This window comes from Natrarchaeobius versutus, assembly GCF_041205745.1.
In the GTDB taxonomy this organism is placed as follows: domain Archaea; phylum Halobacteriota; class Halobacteria; order Halobacteriales; family Natrialbaceae; genus Natrarchaeobius; species Natrarchaeobius versutus.
Genome location: NZ_JBGFCC010000006.1, coordinates 230,610 through 247,573, shown reverse-complemented (window position 1 = coordinate 247,573; position 16,964 = coordinate 230,610). Strand labels below are relative to the sequence as shown.

15 protein-coding genes and 1 pseudogene are annotated in these 16,964 nt (G+C 66.3%); 6 read left to right on the top strand and 10 right to left on the bottom strand.

All coding sequences use genetic code 11. From position 1 onward, the window contains the following. Positions 1-27: 27 nt before the first annotated feature. Positions 28-762, bottom strand: coding sequence for a DUF547 domain-containing protein (locus tag AB7C87_RS15080; protein ID WP_369730310.1), 735 nt, complete (start codon positions 760-762; stop codon positions 28-30). Between the two features lie 115 nt (positions 763-877). On the opposite strand from AB7C87_RS15080, the gene AB7C87_RS15075 reads away from it, so the two are divergent. After that, complete coding sequence (locus AB7C87_RS15075; protein ID WP_369730309.1) at positions 878-1,897, top strand: AI-2E family transporter; 1,020 nt, start codon at positions 878-880, stop codon at positions 1,895-1,897. A 361-nt stretch (positions 1,898-2,258) separates the two neighbouring features. Continuing rightward, the gene (locus tag AB7C87_RS15070) at positions 2,259-2,675 is read left to right on the top strand and encodes a universal stress protein (protein ID WP_369730308.1); all 417 of its coding nucleotides are present in this window, start codon (positions 2,259-2,261) and stop codon (positions 2,673-2,675) included. A 90-nt stretch (positions 2,676-2,765) separates the two neighbouring features. On the opposite strand, the gene AB7C87_RS15065 is transcribed toward AB7C87_RS15070, so the two are convergent. Next, positions 2,766-3,851: an SDR family oxidoreductase gene (locus tag AB7C87_RS15065; RefSeq protein ID WP_369730307.1), complete on the bottom strand. Its 1,086-nt coding sequence runs from the start codon at positions 3,849-3,851 to the stop codon at positions 2,766-2,768. Between the two features lie 285 nt (positions 3,852-4,136). On the opposite strand from AB7C87_RS15065, the gene AB7C87_RS15060 reads away from it, so the two are divergent. Beyond that, positions 4,137-5,117 carry an AAA family ATPase gene (locus tag AB7C87_RS15060; RefSeq protein ID WP_369730306.1) on the top strand — a complete coding sequence of 327 codons (981 nt, stop codon included), beginning with the start codon at positions 4,137-4,139 and terminating at the stop codon, positions 5,115-5,117. 46 nt (positions 5,118-5,163) lie between these two features. On the opposite strand, the gene AB7C87_RS15055 is transcribed toward AB7C87_RS15060, so the two are convergent. From AB7C87_RS15055 to AB7C87_RS15030, 6 genes are all read right to left on the bottom strand, one after another. After that, the gene (locus AB7C87_RS15055) at positions 5,164-6,540 is read right to left on the bottom strand and encodes a hypothetical protein (protein ID WP_369730305.1); all 1,377 of its coding nucleotides are present in this window, start codon (positions 6,538-6,540) and stop codon (positions 5,164-5,166) included. Beyond that, positions 6,537-7,883, bottom strand: coding sequence for a DUF58 domain-containing protein (locus AB7C87_RS15050; protein WP_369730304.1), 1,347 nt, complete (start codon positions 7,881-7,883; stop codon positions 6,537-6,539). The genes AB7C87_RS15055 and AB7C87_RS15050 overlap by 4 nt, the downstream gene beginning before the upstream one ends. Further along, positions 7,880-8,668, bottom strand: coding sequence for a DUF7269 family protein (locus AB7C87_RS15045; RefSeq protein ID WP_369730303.1), 789 nt, complete (start codon positions 8,666-8,668; stop codon positions 7,880-7,882). The genes AB7C87_RS15050 and AB7C87_RS15045 overlap by 4 nt, the downstream gene beginning before the upstream one ends. Next, complete coding sequence (locus tag AB7C87_RS15040) at positions 8,665-10,302, bottom strand: DUF4129 domain-containing protein (protein WP_369730302.1); 1,638 nt, start codon at positions 10,300-10,302, stop codon at positions 8,665-8,667. The genes AB7C87_RS15045 and AB7C87_RS15040 overlap by 4 nt, the downstream gene beginning before the upstream one ends. After that, on the bottom strand, positions 10,299-11,393 hold the full coding sequence (locus AB7C87_RS15035; protein ID WP_369730301.1) for a M48 family metallopeptidase: 1,095 nt from the start codon (positions 11,391-11,393) through the stop codon (positions 10,299-10,301). Before AB7C87_RS15035 ends, AB7C87_RS15040 begins: the two co-directional genes overlap by 4 nt. Positions 11,394-11,550: 157 nt before the next feature. Next, the gene (locus tag AB7C87_RS15030) at positions 11,551-11,973 is read right to left on the bottom strand and encodes a DUF7344 domain-containing protein (protein ID WP_369730300.1); all 423 of its coding nucleotides are present in this window, start codon (positions 11,971-11,973) and stop codon (positions 11,551-11,553) included. A gap of 185 nt (positions 11,974-12,158) precedes the next feature. Here AB7C87_RS15030 and AB7C87_RS15025 point away from each other — a divergent pair, with 185 nt between their 5' ends. Both AB7C87_RS15025 and AB7C87_RS15020 read left to right on the top strand, forming a co-directional pair. Then, positions 12,159-13,388 carry a DUF7504 family protein gene (locus AB7C87_RS15025; protein WP_369730299.1) on the top strand — a complete coding sequence of 410 codons (1,230 nt, stop codon included), beginning with the start codon at positions 12,159-12,161 and terminating at the stop codon, positions 13,386-13,388. A gap of 66 nt (positions 13,389-13,454) precedes the next feature. Further along, positions 13,455-15,608, top strand: coding sequence for a hypothetical protein (locus tag AB7C87_RS15020; protein WP_369730298.1), 2,154 nt, complete (start codon positions 13,455-13,457; stop codon positions 15,606-15,608). Positions 15,609-15,703: 95 nt separating this feature from the next. Here the strand turns inward: AB7C87_RS15020 and AB7C87_RS15015 are convergent, their stop codons facing one another. Together AB7C87_RS15015 and AB7C87_RS15010 are read right to left on the bottom strand one after the other, a co-directional pair. Continuing rightward, positions 15,704-15,838, bottom strand: coding sequence for a DUF7503 family protein (locus AB7C87_RS15015; RefSeq protein ID WP_369730297.1), 135 nt, complete (start codon positions 15,836-15,838; stop codon positions 15,704-15,706). A gap of 393 nt (positions 15,839-16,231) precedes the next feature. Then, a complete protein-coding gene (locus tag AB7C87_RS15010; RefSeq protein WP_502260521.1) occupies positions 16,232-16,504 on the bottom strand; it encodes a winged helix-turn-helix domain-containing protein in 273 nt (90 codons plus the stop codon). Between the two features lie 140 nt (positions 16,505-16,644). Between AB7C87_RS15010 and AB7C87_RS24265 the strand changes: the two are divergent. After that, positions 16,645-16,941 (top strand): annotated as a pseudogene (locus tag AB7C87_RS24265) (DUF8158 family protein); the annotation flags it as partial. Between the last annotated feature and the right edge of the window lie 23 nt (positions 16,942-16,964).

Below are 16,964 nucleotides of genomic sequence, written 5' to 3'. Positions count from 1 at the left end.
TACGGCCGCGATAACGGAGTACTCTCGCTACGGCCGCAACTCGTCGTGCTCGAGGTCGAGATCGAAGTCGGGTGCCCGATCGGAGCGCTCGTACGAAAGCGACGGCGAGACATCCTCCGGAACGGCGTTGTACTCCCGGAGGAAGGAGACGATCCCGCGTCTCCCGCCGAAATCGCCGCGGTAGCGCCGGAAGAGTCGCGGAATCGTGGCAACCTCCTCGTCGGGATCGTACTCAGCGTTTTCCTCTAAGTACCACTCGACGGCGATGTCGAGTTCCTCGTCGACGTTGCCCGGCGAGTAGACCGTAATCGGCGGACAGTTCTCGCCGCCCCGACCGAGCGCAAAGTGGATCCGCGGGTCACACTCCTCGAGTCGAAACTGTCGTTCGAACGACGAGGGGAACGGCCGCGGAAGGTAGCCAAAGCCCCACGGCAGTTTCGAGCGACGGAGGTGCCCGTGTTCGATGTCGTTGAGGCTCAGCCAGACGCCGCTTATCGGGACCCGATCGCGGGCGAAGAACTTCCAGCGATCGAGGACGCCACCCGACAACAGCGACGACTCCTCGTCGAGCAACAACTGGCCGTAGGCGTTGTAGCAGTTGAGCCAGAACGAGAGCTTCGGCTCGCGACCGGCGAGCGCCCGCTCGAGTCGTGATCGCTCGAGCGTCGCGAGATGCTCTCGAAGCCAGTCGGCCTCGCCCTCGGTTTTGACCGTATAGAGGAGGTCGGCCGACAGCGAGAGCGGATCGAGCTGGGTCGACATTCGGTCTAGCGTTGGCGAACCAGATCCTTGAAGACGTGTGGCGCCTGAATACGACAGTCTCGACTCCGGACAGGTCGCGCCCGGTTTTATCGCACCGAACGTGGTCGGATACGGCGTGAACCGTAGCAAGGGAGTTCTCCTCGCGCTCGTGGTGATATTTGCGTACCTCTCCTGGCAACTCGTCGTCCCGTTTCTCCAGTACGTCTTGGGGGCACTCTTGCTCGCGTTCGTCCTCTACCCGCTACAAGAACGCCTCGAGCGGCGGGTCTCGCCGACAGTCGCGGCATTCGCACTCGTCGTCCTCGCGGTCGTCGGCTTCATCATCCCCTTCGTCCTCGTCGCCGTGGTGATCGCCGACGACGCCGCGAACATCCTCGCCGCCGTCGATCCGGAGGATCTCGAAATCGCCCAACTCGAGGCGTGGATCGAAGAAGAGATCGGGATCGGCGTCGACGTCACCGAGACGGTTGCCGGATCGGCCGAACAGATCGGGACGGTCCTCGTCGAGCAGACGACGGCCTGGCTGGGGGTGTTCACCCACGCACTGATCGGCTTCGGACTGACGCTGTTCTTGCTCTACTACCTCCTCAAGGAGGGAGATCAGCTGATGGCGTGGATTCGAGATCGGACGCCGCTCCCCTCGGACGTCCAGGAGGACTTCTACGGTGAACTCGACGAGGTGATGTGGGCCGTCCTCGCGGGCCACGTGTTGATCGCGATCGTCCAGGGGTGTATCGCCGGACTGGGGCTGTTCGCGACGGGAATCCCGAACGCCGCGTTCTGGACGTTCGTCATGGTGATACTCGCGCTCATCCCGCTAATCGGCGCCTTTCTGGTGTGGGGGCCCGCGGTCGGCTACCTGTTCGTGACCGGCGAACCCCTGCTCGCGGTGGCGCTGGCCGCCTACAGCACGCTCATCGTCGGCGTCTCCGACGATTACATGCGACCGATCATCGTCGACCGGTACGCCGATCTCAGCCCGGCGATCATCATCCTCGGCGTCCTCGGCGGTATCTACGCTTTCGGCGTCATGGGACTGTTCTTCGGCCCCGTCATCATCGGCTCCCTGATCGCCACGGTCGACGTCGTCGACGAACACTACTGGCGATTCGATGGCGATACGGACGGTGTGTGACGCCGGGAGACGGCTCGTCGTACGGATCGCTGTCAGTATACGAACCGCTGTCAGTCAGTACGGGCGGAACCACGTCCGCATGAGATGTCACCGATACACAGTTACAGCAATCCGTATCAGCCGCCACCTCGCCGCCCGTCTCGTCGGCGGGAACGCGTCTCGACCACCGTGGAGTGGGAACTGATACGGATTCCTGTCCCGATGTCCCGGCGGTGAGTCGAACCGTGTGAGACGAGTCTCGGTGGAGGAGTGCAGCGAGTACACCGTTGCAACCGCGACCCGGGCTGCAGTCGCGCCGGAACTGACTGACAGTAAATCGTTTGACAGCACACGTTATGTCACTCGCGACCGAACGTCCGATATGGACATCCTGGTGCCGCTCGACGACTCCGAACCGGCGATGGACGCCCTCGAGTTCGCCGCCCGAGAGAACCCGGGCGCGACGATCGTCGCATTACACGTCATCGATCCGGGAACGATGGCCTACGGCGAAGGCTCGGTTTACGCCTACGAGGCGCTGGTCGAGACTCGGCGAGAGGCGGCGGCGGATCTGTTCGAAGCGGCGGCCGAACGCGTCTCGGCCGAGGACGTCTCCCTCGAGACGGAGACGACGGTCGGACGGGCGGGTCGAGAGATCGTCGCGTTCGCCGACGACCACGATATCGACCGGGTCGTCATCGGAAGCCACGGTCGGTCGGGTGCGGCCCGTATTCTGCTGGGGAGCGTCGCCGAACACGTCGTTCGTCGGTCACCAGTTCCGGTCACGGTCGTCAGGTAAGGCCGTCCCCCCGGTGGATTCGACCGCGACTTTCCCCCTCTAGACAGGGAGCCACGACGAGCGCGGTCTCGCCCACTGGAGAGGGAACCGCTACGAACGGGACCCGCCCAGCAACCGGTAGACGGCGTACGCCGCGCCCGCGAGGAAGCCGGCGCCGAGGGCGGCCGTTCGACCGTCGATCCCGCGCTGGACGAGTCTGGTGTAGAAGCTCGTCTCCGCGACGTGTCCCTCGTAGCCGCCTCGCTCCTCGAGATCCCCGGTCGGGCCGTCGAGGCCGCTCCCCTCACTCGGTGGGCGATCGGTCCGTTGCTGTCGGGCGAAGATCGTCTCCATGAGGGCGTCCATGAGGCTCGAGGCGGTGCGACCGAGCGCCACCATTCCCTTGCCGCCGCCACCGACGGTTACCTCCCGCTGGGGGTGTTCGGCGGCGTGGAGGATCGCTCGCCCGACCGTCTCCGGTGCGTACACCGGCGGCGGAAGCGTCGGCTCCTCGTCCATGTGGGTTTTGGCGTGGTGGGGATACGGCGTGTCGATCGCGCTCGGTTTGACGAGCGTTACGTCGATCGCCACGCCATCCCCTTCGAACTCCATCCGCAGGGCATCGGTAAAGGCCTTGACCGCGTGTTTCGACGCCGAGTAGCTCCCCTGGTGGATTATGGTGCGGTCAGAGACGATGCTCCCAATGTTGATGATCGTGCCGCCGTCTTCGCGCATGTACTCGGCGGCCTCGAGCGAGCCGTAGACGACGCCCCAGACGTTCGTCTCGAACTGTTCGCGCATCTCCTCGACCGGAACGTCTCGGAGCGCGCCGTAGATCGAGACCGCCGCCCCGTTGACCCAGGTGTCGATCCCGCCGTACTCCTCGTCGGCGGTGCGTGCGATCTCGCGGACGTCGTCGCGGTTGCGCACGTCGGCGACGACGGGCGTGGCCTCGCCGCCTTCGGCCTCGAGTTCGTCGGCCAGTTCGGACAGTGCGCCCTCGCTTCGCGCGGCGAGGACGACCCCCGCGCCCCGGTCGGCGGCCATCCGAGCCGTCGTCAGTCCGATTCCCGAGGACGCGCCGGTTATAACGATCACCTGTTCTTCGAGCGGCGGTCGGTCGTCGATCGACCCGCTCGCTCGTTCGTCGCGACGATCACCGTCTCGCGGCCGAATTCGTCGTCGGAGAGAAACCATGGCAATCACGACTGGCCGTGCGGTCGAACGCGGTCCGAGCCAGCGCTCGGTACGACGACCAGCACGTCCTTACCCTCGGGACTTGATACTGCCGGATAGCGAAAAGCACCCGCCAGAGACCGCACACGGCCATTTCGCCCGACGGGACGGGCGTACAGGTGTGACGATCTGCGAATCGAAGCGACCCCTCCGACGAGCCGAGCGGAGCGCGTCCGGAGCCCCCGAGAACTCGTTTTCCGGTCGGGTAGCGGGAAATATAAGTCAGCGTAGGTACGGGTTGGGGATATGTCAGTCCCCGACGCCGCGTCGACGGCACGGGCCGTCGTCGACGAAGTCCTTTCCGCCGTCGTCGCAGACGAAACCGTTCTCGAGGAGATCACCGCCGGGGTGCTCGCCCGCGGGCACGTGTTGCTCGAGGACGTCCCGGGAACCGGGAAGACGCTTACGGCCCGGTCGTTCGCGACCGCACTCGGCCTCGAGTTCTCCCGGATCCAGTTTACGCCCGACCTGATGCCCTCCGACGTCACCGGCTCGTACGTCTTCGAGGAGGAGACCGGCGACTTCCGCTTTACCGCGGGGCCGGTGTTCGCGAACGTCGTGCTGGCCGACGAGATCAACCGCGCCCCGCCGAAGACCCAGTCCGCGTTGCTCGAGGCGATGGAGGAAGGCCAGGTAACCGTCGACGGCGAGACACACGATCTGCCCGACCCGTTCCTCGTGATCGCGACCCAAAACCCGGTCGAACAGGAGGGGACGTTCGAACTGCCCGAAGCCCAGCGCGATCGGTTCATGGTGAAGACGTCGCTTGGCTACCCCGACGCCGATGGCACGCGCGAGTTGATCGACCGACGGGCCGACCGCGATCGACCCGAACCGACGGTCGAACCGGTCGTCGGCCGCGAGGACGTCCTCGAGTTACAGACCGTTCCCGAGTCGGTCACCGTCGAGGGCCAGGTGCGCGATTACATCGGCGACCTCTGTCGGGCCACTCGCGAGGACGGCCGCATCGACGTCGGCGTCTCCCCACGGGGCGTCCAGCGGCTGTTCGAGGTGAGCCGTGCACGCGCCGTCCTCGACGGCCGCGAGTACGTCGTTCCCGACGACGTCAGACGCATCGCGAAGCCGGCACTCGCCCATCGACTCGTCCTGAGCCCGGAGGCGAGCATCCACGGGACGTCGCGACGAACGATCGTCGAATCCGTTCTCGAGACCGTCGAGGTGCCGGCGATGGATCCACCCGAGAACTCGCCGTCTCCGCCGCAGTAGCCGTTGTCATCCCGTTCTTACCGCCACAGTCGTCGCCACCTCGTTCTTACCGCCACAGCAACCACGCGCCAGCGCCGACTGCGGCGAGTCCCCCGAAGACGCCGATCGTCGCGGGGACCGAAAGCGTCGGTGCGAGCACGGTCGCGACCCAGAGCCCGGCGACGCCGACGGGGACCGCGACGACGCCGACCGCGCCGCTCCAGGCGATCCGGACGAGTTGAGGACGGCGGCTGACCCCCGTCGAACCGATCTCGAGCGCGATCGTCCGTCCGTACCGGCCGACGTCGTAGACGAAACACGCCGCGGTGAGCGCGAGGATGGTGACGACGCCGGAGCGAAAGGCGGTGACCTCGGCGGTCGCCGCGACGATGACAGCCCCGACGACGAGCGAGCCGGCGAGCAACGGCGTCGGACCCACGGCTCCGTCGGCACGGATCGCCTCGCCGTACCACGGAGCGACGATCAGCGACGCGCCGAGGACGAGCGCCGTCACGCCGTAGAGCGCGGTGAGCGCGTTCGCCGGGACGACGCTCCCGCCGGCCGCGAGCGCGGTCAGGAACGGAGCCACGGTTCCCGCGATAGTGCCGACAATGATCGCGACGGTCGCGTCGCTTCGGGCCGTCGTCTGTGACCACGCGTGGCGCACGGTGAATCCGAGACACGCGACCGTAGCGCCCGCGACCGTAACTCCGAAACACAGCGCACGGACGAGGGTGCTGGCGACGAGGGCGCCGAGCAGAAGGGAGGCAAGCGGCGTAAGAGCCGTGAGCACGCTCAGAACGAGCACCGCGACGACAGCGACGATCGTTGCGACCGCCACGAACGCCACGAACGATCGCCAGGCCGCGGTGTAGGCCTCGCGGCGCTGTGGGACGGCAACCATCGCCGGCGGAAGCGCGATCACTGCGAGCGCGGCGGCGAGGCCCGAAAGGAGGATCGAACTGACGAGTCCCAAGGGGGTCGGCTCGGCGAACCACACCACGGTCTCGAGCGCCGGTCCGCCGCCGCCCGCGATATCGACGCCGAGCGCGACGGGAACCAATCCGGCCGCGACGATCCCCGTAACGAACGCCGCGAGTCCGGCCCGCCGTCGGGCGGACCGCTCGGGCGGACCGGCAAGGACACCACAGACCCCGATTCCGAGGACGAGGCCGACGGCCATCGTGGCGATCGCGATCGGCTCGCCGACGAGCCCACCGGTCGCGACGACGCCCAGAACCACGATCGGCAACAGCGCCGAACGGACGGCGACGTGGCGCTGTGATCGTCCGAACCCGAAGATAACGGCGGCGAGGACGCCCCCGGCGACCGCGCCTACGGCCGCGGTCGGCTCGACGACGGACAGCGCGATCGTTCCGAAGACCGCGGCGAGTGCGACCCCGCGGGCCGTCTCGGTCGGCAGTCGTTCCGCCGGCGGCGTCATCTGACAGTCACCTCCCCGAGTGCATCCGAAAGCACCAGCCCGAACGGCCGCTCGAGATCCCAGTCGACGACCCGGGCACCGACCGCTCGCGCTCGTGCCAGCCGATTGCGCCGATCGAGCGCCTCGAGTCGCGTCTCGAGGTCGTCCGGGCCCGCCGTGATGTCGGGTGAGACGACCCGAACGGCGTAACCGCGGGTCCGCAGACCCTCGATGAGTTCCACGGGCTCGTCGTCTGCGAACGAGGAGAACAGGTACACCTGCGCCTCGCCGGGGAGCGTCCGTGGAAGCTCGTCGACCGGATCGCCGTAGGCGGTTCGCGTCCCTTCCTGGCCGGTGAACTCCGCCCGACGCGCGGCCTCGAGCAGATCGTGAATTCGACGGCGCGTGGTGGCGTCCCCGTCGGGCGGAACCGTCGTGATCCGCCGGTCGGCGATGCCGACGACGCCCGTCGGGTGACCCTCGTCTATGAGGGCGTCGGCCGTCCGTTGGGCCGCCTCCGCGGAGAGTTCGGCCGCCGGCGGCCGCTCGGTCGTCGCCGCGGCGAACTGACTCGAGCGGGCGTCGACGACGCAGACGATCCGCGTGGCGCGTTCGGCCCGGTACTCGACGGTGGCGAGTTCGCGCGTCCCGGCGTATCGGCGCCAGTCGATCGAGCCGACCGGGTCGCCGGGTTCGTACTCGCGGACGGAGTAGAACTCGACGCCGCTTCCGCCCTCGTCGGTCGGGACCTCGCCCGCGTAGTCGTTGGTTCCCTCGCCGAGCGGGACGGTCTCGGCCGTCGGGAGACACCGAATCTCGGCGTCGCCGACGACGCGTTCGGTCCACGTCTCCGCGACCGTTCCCGTCACGTTTCGCGCCCGAACCGTGGGGTCTGCGAAGACGTGCTCGCCGCGATGGACCGCGAGTTCGTACTCGAGGACGGCCTCCCCACCCGGCTCGAGCGTCTCACAGAGCCGGGGCGTTCCGGAGACGACGGACAGCGCCTCGGGGACGCCGTCGACGACTCGGAGATCGACGACCGTCTCCGCGCCGGTGTTCCGGACGGTCGTCCGCACAGTGACGGTATCACCGGGGTCGGCCGACACGGGACCGGCGTCGGAACCGTCCCCGTGTCGCGCCATCGCGTCCGTTCTATCCACCGACGAGGGAGTGACGATTCGCCGGGTGCTGATCCGAAGGTGGGGTCGACCCCCGAACGCGGCCGAGACGCCGTACCACAGCGGGACCGTCGCCCCGGCGACGAGGATCGGACTGGCGACGGCGATACCGACGCCAGCTAACAACAGCGACGCGACGAGCGCCCACTCGCCGTTGTCGACGCGTTCGATCCGGTGGTCGCTCATTGGGACGCCTCCGCGGCCGATTCCGCCGTGGACGATTCGTCCGCCGTCGATTCCGCTCTGGCCGATTTATCCCCTGTCGATTCCGCTGTCGTCGATTCGTCCGCCGTGGATCCGTCCGTCCCCGCCTGCCCCACGTCGATGCGCTCGAGCGCCTCGATGGCCAGGAGCGTCCGCCGGATTCGGCGGTCGTAGGCCGCACCCGGATCGACGGCGCCACGAAGCCGTTCGTCGAACGGTTGGGGGAGGTCGTCGCCCAGGAACGCGGCCGCGACCGGGTCGTCGGTCCAGCGTCCGGTACGGAGGGCCTCGCCGGCCGCCTCGACGGTGTGACCACGCCTCGCCTTGATCGCTCGTAACGCGCCCTCGGCGAGGCGGTTGCGAACCTCCGCGGTGGAGTCGTTGGGCTGACACCGGTACCAGCCGTTCGCGGCGTGGTCGAGGGTCCACCCGGTCTCGCGGCCGATTCGATTCGAGGTCCGAGTGACCCCTACCTCCGGTGGTTCGTCCTCGACGAGCGACGACACGTCCTCACCGCCGTCGGTGACCACCCACCGGATCGCCGGGAGCGCGAGGACGAGGCCGACCGCGGGGAGCAACATCGCGAGTAAGTAGAGCAACCCGATCAAAAACTGGCCGAACGACGGGACGAAACCGCCGAGGACGATCGAAGCGGTCGCGAGGACGGCACCGACGGCGATCACCACGACCGAGAGGCGCTCGGAATTCGCGTCGACGGCCCGGTCGATGGCGGCCCACAGCGACCGGTCGGACTGGCGTCGGCTCATTCGTCCCCCTCCTCGTCGGGTTCGTACCGGAGCAGTTCGTCGGCCGTCGATCGTGCGTCCGCGACCCGCTCCGGCGAGGGATCCCGACCGCCGTACTCGACCTCGCGGACGATCGAGACGAGTCGCCGAACGCTCGAGGCCGGGAATCCGGCGACGAGCGCGTCACGAGCGGCCTGGCCCGGCGTCTGCGTTTCGCGGTTCTCGACGCCGACCCGGTCGAGGACGGCGTGCCAGGTCGCACGAATTTCGCCACGCGGGCCGCGTGGGCCGAACGGCTCGTCGGCCAACGATGGGCCAGTATCGTCGTCCGTCTCCTCCCGTCCGTCGTCACCGAATCCGAACGTCTCGCCCAGCATCGATCGAACGCCGCGTCGCGAGCCGGCACCCGACGAGCGCGTGAACGAGCCAAGCGACGGAAGCGAGTAACTCGGGAACGATAACGTGGGAAGCGACGGCCAGCCGATCGACGGTCCGCCGCCGAACTCGAGCGACGGCAGGAGGGAACTCGGGAACGAGAGGCTGGGGAACCGAAGCCCGGCGAGCCAATCGGAGAGTGCGGCCAGCGCGTCCGCGAGACCCAGGAACAGCCCCGACTGTCCGTTCGAGCTATCGTGTTCCGCGCTCGCGGCCAACCGAAGGTACGTCACCGCTCCACCGATGATGAGCCCGGGGGCCAGAACGACGACGGCCGTCAACCGAAGATAGAGGTTGCCAACGGTCGTCGTCGCGGTTTCGGCGCCGACCTCGGCCGTCACGGTCGCCTCGTCGGCGACGGGTAACCACACCCACGCGCGACCGTCGTCGCCGGTCGTCGTCTCATCCTCGCCGATCGACACCGTCGCGTCTTCGATCCTGTCGCCGTCGGCCGACACCAGAACGACCGCCGGCGACCCCGGGAACAAAAGCGGGTGTGCGAACTCGACGTCCGGCTCCGGGACGTCGATCGTGCGGTCGCCTTCGACCGCACCGCGTTCGACCGAGACGTCGGCCGGACCGGCCGTCTCGGGCAACATTACGGTCGCTTTCCCCTCCTCGTCCGTCGTCGCGACCCGCTCGCCCTCGAGCGAGAGCGTCGCCTCCGAGACGGGAGTCGAACCGACCGCGGCGGCGACCTCGGCGTCGGCACCCGGCGCCACACCGTCGCCGGTTTCGATCGCGGCGTCAGTTGGAACGTCGAACGTGCGCGATTGACCCGAGTCGACGATCGTGACGTTCATCTCCTCCTCGTAGGGAACGGTGACGTCCGCTCGGCCGAACGCACCCGTCGACGCGACTTCCTCGCCGTTGACCGCGATAGCACTCGAGCGAGTCGTGCTCCGCTCCGTCTCGACGCGGACTTCGTTGCCGGGTTCGATCTCGCCACTGACCTCGAATCCCGATGGGGCCGGATTGGCATTGTCAGTCCCGTCTGTGTCGTCCTCTACGCCGTCCGCATCCTCCGACGAGTCGGTCTCGGTCAGCTCCTCGGCGGGATCGGTCTGTTCGGCGACCGACTCCCAGTCCCCGGGAGCCGATTCCCCCTGTGGCCCGCTCGGCGCGTCGAGTCGCGGGTCCGCCGCGGGGAGTGCGCTGGCCACGGCCAGCAGACAGACGACACAGCCGAGGACGAACAGGACTCGGCGGGTCCCGGTCACGGCGTCCCCTCCAGTTCCTGCTCGGCGGCGATTCCCTGCAACCGTTCTAGCCTGTACTCGAGGGGCGGGTGGGTACCGATCGCATCGGTATCGGTCGGGTTCGACGGAGTCTCCCCCTCGAGCCACGTCGAAACCCGATCGCGGCGCGTCGGCTCGTCGTCGGGTCGACCGATCGCCGGAATCGCCTCGGTCTCGTCGCCCGCGACGAGATCCGAGGGGACGACACAGAGCGCGCGAGTTTTCGCGGTTCGAAGGTCCGTCCCCGGCGACGGGGAGGCGTCGGCCAGCGAGAGGAGTGCGGTCGCAAGCGCCATCGGGTTTCCGGTGATCCGAGCGGCGGCGGCGTCGGCCGCGAACTCGCGGGTGTGTGAGAGCGTCCGGGTCGTTCGATCGGCGACCGCCGGAAACGCCCACAGAAGCGGCGAGACGAAGACGTACGTCAGGGCGACCAGCGGGAGAAACCACAGCAGGGCCAACCGTCCGCGCGTCGAGAGTTCGTCCGGATCGGAAAGCGCCCGTCGGACGAGCTGGGTCGCGTGGTAGGCCCGGTCAGCGACCTCGAGAAACAGCGTCGCGATCGTCATCAGGGTGACGTCCCGGTTTGCCACGTGGGCGATTTCGTGGGCGAGGACGGCCTCGAGTTCGGCGGCGTCGAGGCGATCGATCAACCCCGTCGTGACGACGATCGTCGCGTCGGTGAGCCGCCCGACGGTGTAACAGCTCGCACGGTCGTCTTCGACCACGCGGACGTCGGGGCTCGGGACGTCGACCGTCATCGCGAGGCGGTCGACGATCGCGGCGATTTCGTGATCGCCGTCGCCGACCGTGGCGCCGGTCCCGGAGAGAACCCGGCGGTAGCCGTAATAAACCTGTGCCAGGAGAAAGACGGCGACGAGGACGAGGAGGGTGCGAAGCGAAACGGGTGACTGCAGGAGGGAGATACCGACCTCGCCGTGTCGGAGGAGCGTCACCGTCCCGCCGACGGCCGCCGGCAACAGAACCCCGTACGCCCACAGAAGCACGAAGACGAACAGGGCATTCATGGCGACGAACACGCCGAGAACGGCGCCGATCCGCAACCGGAGGTTCATGGAGGGCGTTGGTTCATCGTTTCGAGTCAACGATCAAAAATGTTCTGAGAACCATCGGGACCGGCCCGGAGGATCGACCGGTGACGAGCGACCGAATCGCCGATCGGATCGGCAAATAGAGGGCTCTCGAATGCATGAAGGCGTTAGGACGGACCGTTCAGGTCGAATCAGCGCCGGTGTCGTCGTGTTCGACGTCGTAAAAGAACTCGAGGAGCGAGACGACGTCGTCCGGCGGTTCGTTCCACCGAACTGCGCCGCTTCGGCGGTCGAACTCGACGACGCGATGGTCGGTGAGTTTCGGCAGGTGGCTCTGGTAGAGGTCGATCGTAATCGACTCTCGATCGGCCGGTGTGACGTCGTCGGGATGACAGTGACGTTCGTTCGCGACGATTTCAGTCGCCAGGCGCTCGACGCTCGCTAGATCGTGTTCGGAGAGATAGTACAGCACGTCCCGACGGCGGTGGTGGCTCAACAGCAACAGTATCTCGTCGAATCCCATCTCGAACTCCGATTCGTCGAGCTCTCGACGCCTACTGGGGGGGTCGTGTTCGTCCTCCCCGTCTCGATGCCTGTCGACCATGCCCGAAGCGAGGCGACGGGCGGCAATAAATTTGTTATGCGCGTTCGCCCCCATATATTATGGACAGAATTTTTGTATCGATTGTCACACACTCACAGAGATGAACTATTGAACATCGAACCTTCGCGTTCGCGGACGTATGTATCCCAGAGCGCTTTTCCTCTCAGCCGTTCTATGGAATTCAGATGCCACCCGACGAGAACTCGAGACGCGACTCGAGCGTCCTCCCGACTCGAGCTCGTACGCCGTCTCCTTCGGGCGAACTACCCAGCCGAATCGTGACCAGAGCGGTCGCGGACGCAGTCGGCGTCGGTCCGCTCGCCGTTCCGGCGCTCGACGAAGTCGTCGATCCCGACGCGTTCGACGCCGTCGTTCGAAGCTGTCGCTGGCGAGACGGGACGTGGCCGGCGATCACGTTCACCTACGCCGATCACGACGTGATCGTCACCGGGACGGACGACGTCACAGTCGTCCCGGTCGACGGGACGAGCGCGGACGAACGGCCGTCGGAGCGAGAGTGGACACACGTCTCGCCAACCGAAGCGTCCCGGTCGGTCGAGCTCGGTGCACGCCTCGACCTCGCGGTCGCCGACGAGACCGACGTCGACCGCTGTCGGGTCCAGGAAGCGATCGACGAAGTGATCGATCGCTGGGCGCTCTCCCGGCTGAACAGGATTCGTCCGAACGGGATCCCGCGAACTGGTGCGACGGTTCGATTTTCGGTGCTCGGATGCGACGTCGTCGTCTCACCCGAGGGAGCGATCGCGACCGGATCCACGCTCGAGCGCCTCCAGCACGTCGGCGCGAACGTATTAGTCGTCGGGACGGTCCCGGATGCGATCTCCGATCGGGCAAGTGCTCGACTCCTCGGGACCGAGGACGGCCCTCGAGAGCGTATCGTCGGACTCCTCGATCGGAGCACGGAGACGGCCCTCGAGCGACTCTCGTTGGCCGGCGGCGCCGACCAGCCCGCACGCGTGATTCGACGCGGCGCCGTCGCCCGTTCGTCGGCAGTCGCGGATTCGACCGCGAGTTCGAACGCGGGCCAATCACCGCGGCCGCGGATCGAAACCGTCGACGGCGATATCGAGTCGGCGCTTTCGGCCGTCGAAACGGCGATCGACGGGATCGACAGGGACGCCGATCTGCGGCTCTGTCTCGACTCCCTGCGACCGCTGTTGGAAGACCGTGACGCCGCCGACGCCCGATCCCTGCTCGAGCCGATCTGTCGGCGGGTTCGCGAACGAAACGGCGTTGGCCACTACGTGCTCCCGATCGATCGAGAGTCCGAGGAAGTCGAGGCGCTCGAGGGGCTATTCGACGCGACGGTCGAACTCCGGATCGACGGAACCGAACCGGTCCAGCGCTGGCACCTGCACGCGAGCGACCACGTGACCGACTGGTTCGCCTGCTGACGGTCTGAGATCGGCGAACGGACTCCGTTTCACCGAGAACACCATGACGATATCGAGAGAGTACACATGACGGAACCGACGTTCGAACCGCGCGAGGACGGTCCGGGAGTGACGATCGTCGACGCCGTCGCGAACCGACGGTTTCCGCTTGCGACGCCGGCGCCGATCGCGTACGACGAGGACGATACCGACTGGTGTCAGTTTCCGATCGACGCGGCGATCGCGTTCGAGACGTCTTCGCTGGTCCTCCCGTACGTCGTCCCGACCTGCGTCCGCGATGCGTCCGGAGATCCGGTACTCGAGGCCGAACATTTCGCGTTCGAGACGCTTCCCGAGGGGACGTATCTCCTCGAGTTGACCGGGCCGATCAGGTTCTACCTCGAGGTGCAAACCGGCCTCACGATCGCGTCGGCCGACGACCGACTGTCGATCGAGTTCGACGAGGAGACCCGCGTTCGCCTGGGTGCCTGCTCGACGCAAGACCGGCCCGCTGGAACCGTCACGACGACGGCCGACCCGGTCGACCTCGCACGCGCGGTCTCGACGTTCGGCTCCGCGTTGAAGACGACGACCGCCGAGCGATCCCTCCCCTCGTATCGGGGCCATCCGCCGCTGATCGAACTCGGCGACGCGGTCGACCTCCCCGACGGGATCGAGCCGCCCGATACCGGCGTCACGATCGTCGCCCCGAACGATCGACTCGCCGTCTACGCGACCGCGCCGCTCGCGTTCTACCTTGGCACAACGGTCGTCACTGGCGATCGACCCCGGCTCGAGACCGACGCCGGCTTCGAGTACCCCCTCGGTCGGACGACCGAACGGTTCGTCGAGACGGTCGCTCGCGTCCTCAAGTGCGTCTTCTTCGTCGACAGCGTGAGCAGAACGGAAGGGGTGTACGACATCGACCTCCACGACCGCCACCGGTTCGAGGAGCGAGTCGACGTCGACCTCGCGACGCTGTACGAGAAGCCACTCGCCGAACAGCTTCGAACCATCCTTTCGATGCCGTTCGAGGCGCTCGAGGATCTATTCCCGACGTGGCCGGCGACGACGTTCGTCACGGCCGAACCGGCAAACGCGACCGCACTCCCGTTTCTCGCCGACGACCTCTCGCTGATCCGTCCGGCACCCGACGCCGCGGCGCGAACGCGGGGTGTTCCCGATCCGCCGGCGGACGTCGAGGCGTTTACGCGGTCCGGACCGATGGCGGACGAAACCGGCGACTCGAGGAGCGAGTCGATCGGTTCGGGAACCGGCAAAGCCCAGGACGCGACCGCCGATTCGGGATCGGCCGGACGCCCGATCGACGACGGCTACGTCTCCCCACCCGAGACCGACGCGTTCGAAACTGCCTGGCTCGGCGACGGCATCCCCCTCGGCGCGAACAAACTCCACCCGGCGGCGTTCGCACACGACCTCGAGCGGTCGCCGGCGGGCGATGCGATCGAGATCACCGTCGTCTGTAACGACCCGGCGATGGTCGCCGAGTACGAGGCGAGCGAGGACGGACTCTACGGGAACCGCGACGAACTCCCGTTTGCCGTCACCGTCCACCGGACGCTCACGGTCGAAGAGTTACGGGCCGCGTTCGAATCCGAAGCCGACCTGCTCCACTACGTCGGCCACGTCGAGAACGACGCGTTCGTCTGCCGGGACGGCACGCTCGAGGTGAGTGAGCTGTCGACCGTCGGCGTCGACAGCTTCCTGATCAACGGCTGTCGCTCCTACGAGCCGGGTATACGACTGCTCGAGGCCGGGAGTGCCGCGGGCATCGTGACGTTGAGCGAAGTCGGCAACCGCGACGCGACGGCGGTCGGACAGTTGCTGGCCCGACTACTCAACTGCGGGTTCACGTTCCGATCGGCGATGGCAATCGCCCGCGAACACCGGTTCGTCGGCAACCAGTACGTCGTCGTCGGCGACGGGAGCGTCGCCATCGCACAGTCCGGCGGCGGCGTTCCCAACCAGTGTTACGTCGAATCTCTCGGCGACGGCCGCTACGAACTCCGCCAGCAAACCTACCACTCCCAACACGGCGTCGGCGCGCTCTGTATCCCGTACCTCGACGACGTCGACCGGTACTACCTGGCCGGGACGGAACTGCCGACGACGACGCTTCGCGGCCCGGAGCTCGAGCGCTTCTTCCAGCTCGAGGCGATTCCGGTCGTCTTCGACGACGAGTTCTGCTGGTCGACGGACGGTCGACTGTCCGGGCTGTAGGCACCGGTTTCGACGGCCATTTCGCAGTTTTCCGTTCGAAAAATCGCGTAGCGAGCCGGGAGGCTCCGTTCGAAGTCGATTCGGTCGGACTCGGATTACCAGATCGAGCCGTTGTTGCCCGCGGCGACGGTTCCGGCCTGTGAGACGACCAGTGTCATCGCGAACAGTACGCCCATCAGTCGCGGGTGGTCGGCGAGAAACGCTCGTAACGAGTGGTTACTGTCTGACATCGCAATTGGGGGTACGACGGCGCCCGTAATGAATTTATGCTAACAAATCGTGAGTAGAAGTAATTAGCTCTTACAGCTTCGGTAGAGGATTTTATGCAAACAATACGAGTGAAAAATCATACCGAATCGGGGCGGAGGGGTGACACTCGAGATTCCGAGGTGAACGCGACCGTCGCGGACGTCCGGTTCGAGAACGCCGCCCGCCGCGGTGCGGTGACGACGGCACGAACGGCTACAAAACCGCCCGCTTCGCTGTGTAACCGGCCGCGACCGTCGGCCAGATAGCCGCGCGTTCGTCGCCGCGTCGACGTCAGCGATCGAAGCGATAGTAACAACTGAAACGATGTACACACTGATCGCCGATCTGTCTGGCGATCAGGTGTACAATGACGTTCAGTGGCTACTGTATTCCACCGCCAGGTTCAGGTCACCCTCGAGGTACCGTTCGCCGGAGTCGGCGATCACGTAGATGCCGTTTCCGATGTTGTTCAACAGTTCGTGCTCCGCAAGCGCGAGACATCGCCTACCGATGTACTTGTCGTTGTAGTCCATCCCGCGTTCGCGAAGTGCCCCAGCGATTTGTTTCGGCTGCCGCGCCCCCTCGTCGCGAAGGAACTCGAGAATACGTTCGTCGACGATTGACATCCACTCAGCGTGGCAGCGCATGCCTACACAGTGTTCTGGGAGCAGTATATTAGCGCCGAATAGGCCACTATAGATAGTTATAAGGACATTATGAATGTTTTCAAAGTGTCTATAGGTGTCTTCGAGATACTTTTATGTAACTCAAATCCAATCGTGTTACTATGATGACCGAATGCAACGACCACTACTCACCGGATCGGAATTGCTTCACCGATGAACCAGTTACTTGCTCTCGTGCGATCCAACGGCTCGTTCTCTACCGAGCTACCCACCCTCGAGAAGACGGTACCACCGCCGCTCAACTCGACCGACACCTCTCCCAGCTCATCACCACGTACGGGAAACCGCCCGTTCGAACCTGTATCGACCTCGTCATTACGGCAAATTTGGAACCCCAAGAAGCGGGACAACGAGCCTTCGGAAACGGCCGAGACGGGATCTACGTAGCCACGGCGGTCCAACACCATCTCGCTACCGACCC